Genomic DNA, 11345 nt, shown 5'->3' with positions numbered 1-11345 from the left:
AGCGGCCTTTTTTATGTTCAGGTTTTAGCTTGCGGCTTAGAATGGAATGTCATCATCCATATCGCCAGCGTCAAATGCTGGAGCATTCGCTTGTGGACGACCACCACCGCCTTGATTGTTGTTCCCGCCATATGAGGAACCGCCGCCACCGCCATAGTTGCTGTCACCCGCATTGTCGCTGCGGCCACCAAGCATGGTCAGGGTTGAGTTGAAGCCCTGCAACACGATCTCAGTTGAGTAACGGTCATTACCGTCCTGATCCTGCCATTTGCGGGTTTGCAACTGGCCTTCAATATAAACAGTTGAGCCTTTGCGAAGATATTGTTCCGCCACGCGGCACAGACCTTCATTGAAGATCACCACGCGGTGCCATTCTGTACGCTCACGCTGTTCGCCTGAGTTTTTGTCGCGCCACCGCTCAGATGTCGCAATACGCAGATTCACGATGGGGCGACCATCATTGGTGTTGCGCACCTCGGGGTCAGCACCAAGATTACCAACCAAAATTACCTTATTAACACTGCCTGCCATCGTTTCTTCCCTTTCAGGCGTCATATTGAATTGAGATCAATCCAATATGTGCAACCAAATTATGTGCATCCAATTTCACGTTTTAATCGTAGAGTTTATGTGCACAACACGCCAAGAGAATGAAGAAGTGTTTCTCACTCATCCACAATCCACTTGACGTTCATTTATTTGTTCTATTTATGTTCTACATAAAATCGAGCAAAGTCAACTCTTGTGATTCATTTTTAAGCACCCTAGGTTGAGCGTCGCAGATCAATCAGCCTGGCTCATGCCGCAGGAACAAGCAGGAAGTCTACATGTCGAAATCGGCACATCACAATCGCGAAATCATTATTCGTGGCGCCAAAGAACATAATCTTAAATCTGTCGATCTCACGTTGCCGCGTGATGAATTGATCGTGATGACCGGGCTTTCTGGCTCGGGCAAATCTTCTTTGGCCTTTGATACGATTTATGCGGAGGGGCAGCGCCGCTATGTAGAGAGCCTTTCGGCCTATGCGCGCCAGTTCCTTGAAATGATGCAAAAGCCGGATGTGGAACAGATTGATGGCTTGTCTCCTGCTATTTCGATTGAGCAGAAAACAACGTCTAAGAACCCACGTTCTACAGTGGGTACTGTAACCGAGATTTACGATTATTTGCGCTTGCTGTTTGCGCGTGTGGGCATTCCCTATTCTCCTGCAACGGGATTGCCGATTGAAAGCCAGACAGTGACCCAGATGGTCGATAAGGTGCTGGCACTTGAAGAAGGCACACGGCTTTATCTGCTTGCGCCAATCGTGCGTGGCCGGAAAGGTGAATATAAGAAAGAGCTTGCTGCTTTGATGAAGCGCGGCTTTCAGCGTGTGCGCATTGATGGCGAGTTTTACGAAATTCCAGACGCGCCTGCCCTCGACAAGAAATTCAAACATAATATTGATGTGGTCGTCGATCGGATCGTTGTGTCCAGCGATATGCAGGCGCGGTTGGCCGAGAGCTTTGAAACCGCGTTGCAACTGGCCGAGGGCATTGCGATTGCTGAGATTGTCGGCAGCGATGGCGAAAATGAACAATTGGTGTTCTCTGAAAAGTTCGCCTGCCCTGTTTCCGGCTTTACAATTGCAGAGATTGAACCGCGGCTTTTCTCGTTTAACAACCCATTTGGCGCTTGCCCTAAATGTGATGGCTTGGGTGCGGAATCCAAGGTCAGTGAAGATTTGGTGGTGCCGGACGATTCTCTGAGTCTGAAAAAGGGTGCCATTGCGCCATGGTCGCGCACCTCTGCCCCTTATTACGCACAGACATTGCAGGCTGTTTGCAAAGCGTATGGCGCCTCAATGGAAACGGCGTGGCGCGACTTACCTGAAGATGTGCGCAAAGCTGTGCTGTTCGGTACCGGGGGCAAAAAAATCGAATTTGTTTATGATGATGGCTTGCGCTCTTACAAAACGCAAAAGGCGTTTGAAGGGGTTGTGGGCAATCTTTCCCGTCGTTACCGCGAGACGGAAAGCGCTGGGATGCGTGAAGAGATCGAAAAATATATGTCTTCTGCGCCGTGTGATTCCTGCGGTGGCTACCGCCTCAAGCCTGAAGCTTTGGCGGTGAAAATTGACGGCAAGCATATTGGCGAAGTGTCGCAAAAATCGATCCGCGAAGCGCATATTTGGTTTGATCAGATTTCAGCGAAACTCACCGCTACCCAAAAGGAAATTGGCGAACGGATTTTGAAAGAAATTCGCGATCGTCTTACCTTCCTTGTGGATGTGGGCCTAGATTATCTTAGCCTATCGCGCAATTCCGGCACGCTCTCCGGCGGTGAAAGCCAACGGATTCGGTTGGCGTCGCAAATTGGTTCAGGCTTGACAGGTGTACTTTATGTGCTGGACGAGCCGTCCATCGGCCTCCACCAACGCGACAATGCGCGTTTGCTCGACACATTGCGGCGCCTGCGCGATTTGGGCAACACCGTGATTGTGGTTGAACATGATGAAGATGCTATTCTGACTGCGGATCATGTGGTGGATATTGGCCCGGGCGCTGGCGTACATGGTGGCCAGATTGTTGCTGCGGGCAAGCCACAAGACATCATCAAGCACAAGACCAGCCTAACTGGACAATATTTGTCGGGCAAAATGGGCGTGAAAGTGCCTGCGGAGCGGCGTCCTATTTCCGATACACGCAAAATCTCTGTCACCGGGGCGACAGGCAACAATTTGAAGAATGTTGATGTAGACATTCCTTTGGGGTGCTTTGTTGCGATCACGGGTGTTTCCGGCGGCGGCAAGTCGACATTGATCCTGGATACAATGTATGCGGGCATTGCGCGCAAATTGAACGGCGCACGTTTGACACCTGCCCCACATGATCAATTGCTCGGCTTGGAGTTTTTGGACAAGGTAATTGATATTGACCAAAGCCCAATTGGCAGAACTCCACGGTCTAACCCGGCCACCTATACCGGGGCCTTTACGCCAATTCGCGAATGGTTTGCTGGGCTTCCAGAAGCCAAGGCGCGTGGCTATGCACCAGGCCGCTTCTCGTTCAACGTGAAAGGCGGGCGCTGTGAGGCGTGTCAGGGTGATGGCGTTTTGAAGATTGAAATGCACTTCTTGCCAGACGTTTATGTGACCTGTGATGTTTGCCACGGTAAACGCTACAATCGTGAAACGCTTGAAGTTCAGTTTAAAGGCAAGTCCATCTCTGACGTGCTGGAAATGACTGTAGATGAAGGCGTCGAGTTCTTCTCTGCTGTGCCAGCCATTCGCGACAAGATGATCACGCTGCAACGGGTTGGTCTCGGCTATGTCAAGATCGGCCAACAGGCGACGACTCTATCTGGCGGTGAAGCCCAGCGGGTGAAACTCTCTAAAGAGCTTTCTAAACGGGCAACAGGCCGCACGCTTTATGTGTTGGACGAGCCGACCACTGGCTTGCACTTCCATGATGTAGCCAAATTGCTTGAGGTGCTGCATGAGTTGGTTGACCAGGGCAACACAGTTGTTGTGATTGAGCACAACCTAGAAGTGGTGAAAACTGCTGACTGGGTGATCGATCTTGGTCCCGAAGGCGGCGATGGTGGTGGTGAGCTGGTGGCCAAAGGCCCACCAGAGGCGATCATCGACGAGCCACGCTCACACACAGGACGGTTTCTGAAGGAGCTGCTGGAGCGTCGCCCCACAGCGCAGGATGCAGCAGAATAAAGACTGCACCCTAGCAAAAGTTTATGACACTTATACAAGACTTGCATGCGGCTCACACATATCTGGGCCGCATGTTTTGCGTTTTGGGGCCTTTTCAATAGCGGTTACACTGGCGGTGTATTTATCACTATTGCCCCGAGGACAAAGCCATGCATCGCACGTTAATGACCTCCATTAAAGACTTGTTTCATATACGCCAGACCTTGTTGGAACTGGATTGCAGCGTGACCAAGGAAAATGATCACCTTGGATTGTTCAAGCCTGAAATTCAAATTGATACAGGCCATAAGGCCAAAGCAACCACCTCTTAACCAGCCCTGCAAAAAATGCATAGGCGCGTTGCAAAAAAACCGTCTACTCATGCGCAAGAGGCAGGACTATATACAGGACAACAAACGGAACACACCAACGCAAACCAAGGAGATGAGCGATGGATTTTGGTAAAACTTTTCGCCGCTGGGCTTCATACCGCAAAACAGTTCGTGAACTGAGCGCTCTTGATGATCGTGAATTGAACGATTTGGGCATCACACGCGGTGACATCCAGCCATTGGCACGTGAGCATGCTGAACGCATCTAATGCGTTGAGCGCTCACAAAGACCTCCCAAATCTTTAAGCACCCGCGACTTTCGCGGGTGTTTTTTTGTGTCTGAATTTTGTTGCACTCTCCCTCCTTTCCTTGCTAACTGCCCCCATGACAGATCATTCAAAAACTTTGCATATCATTGGTGGTGGCCTTGCTGGCTCTGAAGCTGCTTGGCAGGCCGCTGAACTTGGCGTTCAAGTTGTGCTGCATGAAATGCGCCCCGTGCGCAAAACCGATGCGCACCAGACAGATGGGTTGGCTGAACTTGTTTGCTCCAACTCCTTCCGTTCTGACGATTATGAAAATAATGCGGTCGGCTTGTTGCATGAAGAAATGCGCCGCTGCAACTCAATCGTGATGAGCGCTGCGGAAAAAGCCAAATTGCCAGCAGGCGGTGCCTTGGCCGTTGACCGCGATGTGTTTTCACAAGCTGTGACCGCGCAGTTGGAAGCCCACCCGAACATCACCATCGAACGCGGTGAAGTGGCTGGGTTGCCCCCTCAAGAGTGGAAACATGTGATTATTGCTACTGGCCCCCTCACCTCTGAGGCGTTGGCGCAGGGCATTCAATCGCTGACAGGCGAAGATTCGCTTTCATTTTTCGATGCGATTGCCCCAATCATCCATAAGGAAAGCATCAATTTTGATGTGGTGTGGGCGCAATCTCGCTACGACAAAGCAGGCCCGGGCGGCACTGGCGCCGATTATTTGAACTGCCCGATGGATGAAGAGCAATATAATGCCTTTATCGATGCGCTGCTTGAAGGCGACAAAACCGAATTCAAAGAATGGGAAAATGTACCCTATTTTGATGGATGTTTGCCGATTGAAGTGATGGCCGAACGCGGGCGCGAAACATTGCGCTTTGGGCCAATGAAGCCCGTTGGCTTGACCAACCCAAACAATCCTGATGTGAAACCACATGCCATTGTGCAATTGCGGCAAGATAATGCGTTGGGCACGCTTTGGAACATGGTTGGTTTCCAGACCAAACTTAAATATGGCGCGCAGGCCGATATTTTCCGCATGATTCCTGGTTTGGAAGACGCGAAATTTGCCCGCCTTGGTGGCTTGCACCGCAACACATTTTTGAACTCACCCGTTTTGCTGGATGGTCAATTACGCATGAAAGCAGACCCGCGTTTGCGCTTTGCCGGGCAAGTGACTGGGGTTGAGGGCTATGTGGAAAGTGCGGGCCTTGGCCTTGTTGTTGGTCGTTTGGCTGCTCATGAGATTTTGGGCAATGAAATTGATGCCCCGCCAAAAACCACTGCGCTTGGTGCATTGGTGAACCACATTACGGGTGGTCACCTTGCAGATGAGAGCAATGGCATCAAAAGCTTCCAGCCGATGAATGTGAATTTTGGCCTGTTTCCACCAATTGAGGTGACAAAGCCAGAAGGCGTGAAACGCTGGCGCGGGCCGGATCGTGGCAAGGCGAAAAAGCAAGCTACATCGGCACGAGCATTGGTTGATTTGGAACAATGGCGCTAATTGGCGCCATTGCCTTTTTTCTCCAGCACATAATAGTCCAGACGCGCCGGTTTGCGCACTTCGTCGGGCTTTAGCTCGAAAGTGGCGTGGTAGACCAGAAGCAATAATGTACGGCCATCCGCCTGAATTTCAATCATCGGTTCACGTAACGTGGTGACGCTCATATTTTGCTGGTTCACCCACGGCGTTAAATCATGAGTGGCAAAGGGCTCATTGTCGCGCGTGATTACCAATTCACGATCATCCAATTTGAATTCGTACGGCCCGACTTCCTTTTCACAACACGGCAATTCGCCTCTGCCGTAAAAAATGAAGTCTCCGCTCAAATCAACCGGCTCCTTTTGCGCCAAAAGCACAAATTCATTATCGCGATAAGTCGGCGCGATATCGGGCACGCCCAACAGCGCTGTAAGTTGTTCACGGGTGATTTCGCCTTCCACATCCATGCCCTTAACGGTCAATGTTTGGGTTAGCGCTTGTCGACCTTCCGCAGAGTTCAACAAATAATTGGAGGCGCTGCGCAAGCCTTGGGCAGCTTCATCTGATTGTTGATCTTGCCACGTTGCATAATTCTGCTCAAAGCGACTCAATTGGTCGCGCATAGCCCACATTTCGATATTGAACGGGCCAAAAGAAATGGGCAACAGAATGAGCGCTGCGAGGCCGGGTAGCAGCCTGATATCGAGCTTGTTAAACACTCCGAGCGCGATGATCGCAATTGTCCATACAGCGCCAGCAATCAACAAAATCCGCTCTGGCGTGAGGCCATAATGACTGACGCGGATTTGAATGGCGATGACCAGCATGATCAAGGGGATGATGGCGAGAAATGGCCAGTAGCGCAAATAGCGTGCCACCATAGGCTTTGCCCGCATAAAGCCCGGATAAAGCAGCAGATGGTTTAGACCGGCAACGCAGATAAAGCCCACCACCATCCAGCCGACGGTGCCTTCCGGATAGGTCTGCAGCACCAAAATTTGTGCGGCGTAAGCCATGAGGATGAGCGAATACAGACACAAGAATGGCGTGAAGATGTAAAGGCCCAGAAAGCCGACCGCGCGTGATAATGGGTCTGGTTGTTCCAGCTCGCCTTTGTCAAATTGCGTAACTTCCGGAATCATCGCCAGCCAATAAATCGGCGCAAAAAGCACGCCAGCTAGCGTGAGCAAATAGCCATAAATCAATCGGTCCACGCCGATATTAAAGAGAACTGCGACAGAACGTTCAATGATAACCATGCCTAGCAAGATCAGCAGGAATGCTAGGCCCGCGATGCAAGCTGCCACAATGGAGCGATGGTTGATCCACCAGAAAAAATCTTGCTGGCTGTGTGAGCTGTTCGCACGCGGCTTCAAAGCCGGAGCAACGGATGTGAACAGCACCAAAATAGGCGCCCACATGAAGGGTTCGCCTATTGCCATGCTGTCAAAGAAAAGTGTGGCGCCAAACACCAGCAGACCAATGCCCGCCAAAATCCAAGAAAGCAGTTTGGACAAGACGCCTGTTTCCACCATCAGCTGACATGCGACAGCGAATAATGTGGAAAATGCTAAGGTCACAACGCTTTTTGCCAGAATGTCGCCTTCGATCTCGGGCGATGTATTCACTTCGATCAAAAAGAGAATCGTGGCGATGACAATCAGCACGACGGGAATTGGAAAGCGTTGGGCTGTGCGGCTAAGCTCTGGCCCTAAGCGTTGCCGCCACTTTTCAAAAGCACTTAATTGCAACGGCTCGGCCATTTTTCTCTCCTATTTGCGCAATCCCCAAAATATGATTTTGAGTATTTTTCGCCAATCCGACATTTTTGCGGCATGCCAATCACCAGATTTCAACGCATCTTCCACACGTTTGAGGTCCGCATCCACGATGGGCAGCAAGGCAAAAGCAGGTTTTGCGATGTTGGGCAACGCGCCGATGGCGGTGCTGGCCTTTTCGAAATGGCCTCGCGCCTCTTCCGCGCAAGCAGATAATGCAGCCACAAGTTCTTGTTTTTTTGTTGCTGCCAAAATCTCAGCATCGCTAAGACCGTAAGCGTTGAAAATGCTGAGCGGCAGGAAGATTTGCGCCCGTCGACGGTCATATTCGAAACTATAAAGCGCGCGGAGATAGGTCAGCGCGACGCCCAAATGACCAGCCGCATCGTTGAACGATTCAGGTTCGGCTGCATCACCTGCGCAAATTTGTGCGGCATATTGCAGATTGATGGACGCCACCTCACCTGCATAACCTTCAAACTGGTTTTGATCAGGCATCGGGTCTTGATAAAGATCGAACCGACGCGCTGCGACCATGCGCATGAGCGGCACAGTGGATAGCTGATGAATTTTGATTGTGTCGAATAGCGCTTTGGCGAGCGGATTGCTTTCCACATCGCCATGTCCCTCACCTTCCAACGCATCACGCCAGAATTGCAGGCGAATCTCCCCCGGCATTGGCTCGCTGACGCGGCGGCGGATCGCGGCGAGTTCAGCGGAAAAGGTATAGAGCGTTTGCACGGCAAAGCGAGCTTGTTGTGGCAGAACAAGACTGGCCAAATAGGCATCACGATCAAGTTCGCGTAATTGCGCGCCGACTAATTCGTGATTGGCCGTGTCAGTTTTGTCGCTCATTTCCCACGCTCAACTGCCAACAACGCAGCGGCTACCGCTCGTTTTTCCCCCAACAGCACATTATATGTACGTGCAGCGGCGCCAGTGCTCATAGGTTCGGTGATGATGTTTAGCTCACGTCCGGCTTGTTTGATCGGCTTTTCAAGCACAAGCAATTGGTCGCCAGTGCCCACAAACAGAACATCAATTTGGTCGGTTTCAGCCCAGACTTTTTCCAAGCTGGCATGGGTGATTTCACTTGCGTCAGACACGGCCCAACTGTGCATGCCGGAGGGCAAGCACAGCAACGAGCCTTTGTGCGACATATCCGCAAAGCGGAAGCCCCCATTGCCATAAGCGTCAATGGGAACTTGATATTTTAGAAAGCCGCTACCTTCTTGCGAGGTCAAGACTACACCGATGCGCCATCTGCGCGGCGCTCTTCTTTCTTCACTGGCTCTTTACGGGCAGTTAGATTGAAGTTGATGAGCAATGGTGACGCCACGAAGATGGTGGAGTATGTGCCCACGAGCACGCCCCAAGCCATCGCAATGGTAAAGCTGCGGATCACTTCGCCGCCAAACACGACAAGCGCGCCAAGAGCCAGCAATGTGGTGATCGATGTCAGGATGGTCCGTGACAATGTCTGGTTGACGGACATGTCCAGCAAGTCTGGAATGCTCATCTTACGATATTTGCGCAGATTCTCCCGCACACGGTCGTAAATCACCACCGTATCGTTGAGCGAGTAACCCACGATCGTCAGAATGGCCGCGATTGAGGCCAGATTAAACTCCAGACCAGTGATGGCAAAAAGACCAATGGTCAACAGCACGTCGTGCACCAAGGCGGCAACAGCACCCAAGGCAAACTGCCACTCAAACCGCATCCAGATATAGCCAAGAACCGCAACAATGGCGGCGACAACGGCAAGTGTGCCGGTTGTGGCCAGTTCACCAGAAACGGTTGGGCCAACCACCTCAGAGCGGCGCTTTTCATAGCCTTCAACTTCCACAGCTTCGATAACCTTGGTTACCGCTTCTTGCTGCGCCACATCGCCACCTGGCTGGGTTTCAACGCGGATCAATACATCCACATCAGTACCGAATTCTTGAACCTGCACATCGCCAAGGTCTAACGCGCCTACAATTTCGCGCAGTTGCGCGATATCGGCCGGACCTTCAGTAGATTGGACTTCGATAGACGAGCCGCCTTTAAAGTCGATACCCAAATTCAAGCCTTTTGTGGCGAACAAGCCCATGGAACCAACGATCAAGACAAGTGAGAAGGCAAATGCGATCTTACGCACCTTCATGAACTTCAAGGTCAAATCTTCTGGGAAGAAGTTGAACAAAGCAATTTTCAACTCTTTTGGACGACGACGTGCATACCACTTTGAAATCATGAACTGTGTCAGAATATAAGCGGTGAACAAGGTGGTGATGATACCAATCGCCAAAGTGACCGCGAAGCCGCGAATTGGGCCTGAACCCAAGAAGAACAAGATGGCCGCAGCGATCAATGTGGTGACGTTCGCATCCAAAATGGTGGTAAAGGCGCGTTGGAAACCTGCTTCAATTGCTTGAATTGGCGAACGGCCTGCGCGTTTTTCTTCGCGAATACGCTCATAAATCAAAACGTTCGCATCAACGGCCATACCGATGGTCAAAACGATACCTGCAATACCCGGCAGCGTAAGCGTTGCACCCAAGAGCGACAGCGCACCCAAGATCAAGGTAACGTTGATCAGGAGTGAGACGTTGGCGAAAATACCAAATGTGCCGTAAGCCAAAATCATGAAGATGATGACCATGATGCCGCCGACAAGGCCTGCGGTTTCACCTGCAGCCACACTGTCTGCACCAAGGCTTGGGCCAACAGAGCGTTCTTCAATAATGTCCAATGTGGCTGGCAACGCACCTGCCCGCAGCAATACGGCCAGATCATTCGCGCTTTCCGCAGTGAAGTTACCAAAAATTTGGCCTGAACCGCCAGGAATTGCTGAGTTGATAACAGGTGCTGTGATCACCTGATTGTCCAACACAACGGCAAAACGTTTACCGATATTGGCTGCAGTAATTTCAGCAAATTTCACGCCGCCACGAGTGTCGAAGCGGAAAGAAACGATTGGTGCGCTGGTTTGCGGATCAAAGCCGGGCTGAGAATCAACCAAAGACTCGCCGCCAATGGCCACTTCTTCAAACAGCAATTCTTCGCCACCATCTTGGCTTGGCAAGATCATAGTGCCATCTGGCAAGCCTTGGATTTTGGCCTGCGCTGCACTCATGCTTGGGTGCACCATGTGGAAGGTCAAACGCGCTGTTTTTGATATAACGTCTTTCAGGCGCTCAGAATCGTCAAAGCCTGGCACTTGAACCAAAATACGGTCATTGCCCTGGCGCTGAATGGTCGGTTCGGTTGTGCCCAGTTCGTCTACCCGACGACGCACAACTTCAATTGACTGCGCGACAACTGATGACAAACGCTCTGAGATGCCCTCTTCGGTCAACTCAATGGTGATTTGCTTGTCGCCAGCTTGGCCGATGATCATTTCATCAACACCACCAACGCCGCCAAGGGCCTGAGACAAAGGCACATCAAGCTCTTGCAACGCATTGAGAGCAGTCTGCATGTTTTCAGCATCGGTCAATTCGATGGTGAGCTTAGCGCCCTCAGTGCGGATCAAGTGGCCAATACCGTTGTCATTCGCCAAGATTGAACGCGACTCGCGCCGCAATTCTTTCACGCGCTCGCTAACAATTTCCTCGCGGTTCACTTCCAACAGCAAGTGAGACCCGCCCTGCAAATCCAGCCCCAGCACGATTTGTTTTTTCGGCATCCAGTCTGGCAGATTATTCAGCGTTGAAGGCGCAACAAAGTTGGGCAATGTGAACAAAATGCCGGCAAGCGCCACCAAAACAATCAGGGTAGCGCGTAGTGGAGATGAATTTAGCATCGCAAGA

At 51.3% G+C, this 11345-nt stretch carries 9 protein-coding genes; 4 read left to right on the top strand and 5 right to left on the bottom strand.

Annotation, left to right across the window (positions count from 1 at the left end; translation table 11 throughout):
• Window positions 1-36: 36 nt before the first annotated feature.
• Window positions 37-531 carry a single-stranded DNA-binding protein gene (locus tag ATL17_RS01170; RefSeq protein WP_133570951.1) on the bottom strand — a complete coding sequence of 165 codons (495 nt, stop codon included), beginning with the start codon at window positions 529-531 and terminating at the stop codon, window positions 37-39.
• 296 nt (window positions 532-827) lie between these two features.
• On the opposite strand from ATL17_RS01170, the gene uvrA reads away from it, so the two are divergent.
• The 4 genes from uvrA to trmFO all read left to right on the top strand — a co-directional run bounded on the left by uvrA (window position 828) and on the right by trmFO (window position 5791).
• Complete coding sequence (gene uvrA, locus ATL17_RS01165) at window positions 828-3710, top strand: excinuclease ABC subunit UvrA (protein ID WP_133570950.1); 2883 nt, start codon at window positions 828-830, stop codon at window positions 3708-3710.
• Between the two features lie 149 nt (window positions 3711-3859).
• The gene (locus tag ATL17_RS16850; RefSeq protein ID WP_166638849.1) at window positions 3860-4021 is read left to right on the top strand and encodes a hypothetical protein; all 162 of its coding nucleotides are present in this window, start codon (window positions 3860-3862) and stop codon (window positions 4019-4021) included.
• 119 nt (window positions 4022-4140) lie between these two features.
• Entirely contained in the window at window positions 4141-4290 is a 150-nt protein-coding gene (locus tag ATL17_RS01160; RefSeq protein ID WP_133570949.1) for a DUF1127 domain-containing protein, read from the top strand.
• Between the two features lie 115 nt (window positions 4291-4405).
• Window positions 4406-5791 carry a methylenetetrahydrofolate--tRNA-(uracil(54)-C(5))-methyltransferase (FADH(2)-oxidizing) TrmFO gene (gene trmFO, locus ATL17_RS01155; RefSeq protein ID WP_133570948.1) on the top strand — a complete coding sequence of 462 codons (1386 nt, stop codon included), beginning with the start codon at window positions 4406-4408 and terminating at the stop codon, window positions 5789-5791.
• Here the strand turns inward: trmFO and ATL17_RS01150 are convergent.
• From ATL17_RS01150 to secD, 4 genes are read right to left on the bottom strand one after another with little or no spacing between them, the layout of a single operon-like run.
• A complete protein-coding gene (locus ATL17_RS01150) occupies window positions 5788-7533 on the bottom strand; it encodes a DUF4153 domain-containing protein (RefSeq protein ID WP_133570947.1) in 1746 nt (581 codons plus the stop codon). The two genes, trmFO and ATL17_RS01150, sit on opposite strands and share 4 nt — an antisense overlap.
• A 9-nt stretch (window positions 7534-7542) precedes the next feature.
• The gene (locus ATL17_RS01145; protein WP_133570946.1) at window positions 7543-8403 is read right to left on the bottom strand and encodes a phytoene/squalene synthase family protein; all 861 of its coding nucleotides are present in this window, start codon (window positions 8401-8403) and stop codon (window positions 7543-7545) included.
• Window positions 8400-8792 (bottom strand): Mth938-like domain-containing protein, encoded by a 393-nt coding sequence (locus tag ATL17_RS01140; protein WP_246028608.1) that lies wholly within the window; start codon window positions 8790-8792, stop codon window positions 8400-8402. The genes ATL17_RS01145 and ATL17_RS01140 overlap by 4 nt, the downstream gene beginning before the upstream one ends.
• A gap of 2 nt (window positions 8793-8794) precedes the next feature.
• Window positions 8795-11338, bottom strand: coding sequence for a protein translocase subunit SecD (gene secD / locus ATL17_RS01135; RefSeq protein ID WP_133570945.1), 2544 nt, complete (start codon window positions 11336-11338; stop codon window positions 8795-8797).
• Window positions 11339-11345: the final 7 nt, after the last annotated feature.

Origin of the sequence: Maritalea mobilis (genome assembly GCF_004363175.1) — a bacterium.
Classification (GTDB): Bacteria; Pseudomonadota; Alphaproteobacteria; order Rhizobiales; family Devosiaceae; genus Maritalea; species Maritalea mobilis.
This window is presented reverse-complemented; position numbering and strand designations above follow the sequence as displayed.

What these genes read in the sequence shown, in the direction of transcription:
- trmFO (WP_133570948.1), top strand. Translation starts at nt 4,406, where the DNA reads ATGACAGATCATTCAAAAACTTTGCATATCATTGGTGGTGGCCTTGCT.
- ATL17_RS01170 (WP_133570951.1), bottom strand. Translation starts at nt 531, where the DNA reads ATGGCAGGCAGTGTTAATAAGGTAATTTTGGTTGGTAATCTTGGTGCT.
- ATL17_RS01150 (WP_133570947.1), bottom strand. Translation starts at nt 7,533, where the DNA reads ATGGCCGAGCCGTTGCAATTAAGTGCTTTTGAAAAGTGGCGGCAACGC.
- ATL17_RS01160 (WP_133570949.1), top strand. Translation starts at nt 4,141, where the DNA reads ATGGATTTTGGTAAAACTTTTCGCCGCTGGGCTTCATACCGCAAAACA.
- secD (WP_133570945.1), bottom strand. Translation starts at nt 11,338, where the DNA reads ATGCTAAATTCATCTCCACTACGCGCTACCCTGATTGTTTTGGTGGCG.
- ATL17_RS16850 (WP_166638849.1), top strand. Translation starts at nt 3,860, where the DNA reads ATGCATCGCACGTTAATGACCTCCATTAAAGACTTGTTTCATATACGC.
- uvrA (WP_133570950.1), top strand. Translation starts at nt 828, where the DNA reads ATGTCGAAATCGGCACATCACAATCGCGAAATCATTATTCGTGGCGCC.
- ATL17_RS01145 (WP_133570946.1), bottom strand. Translation starts at nt 8,403, where the DNA reads ATGAGCGACAAAACTGACACGGCCAATCACGAATTAGTCGGCGCGCAA.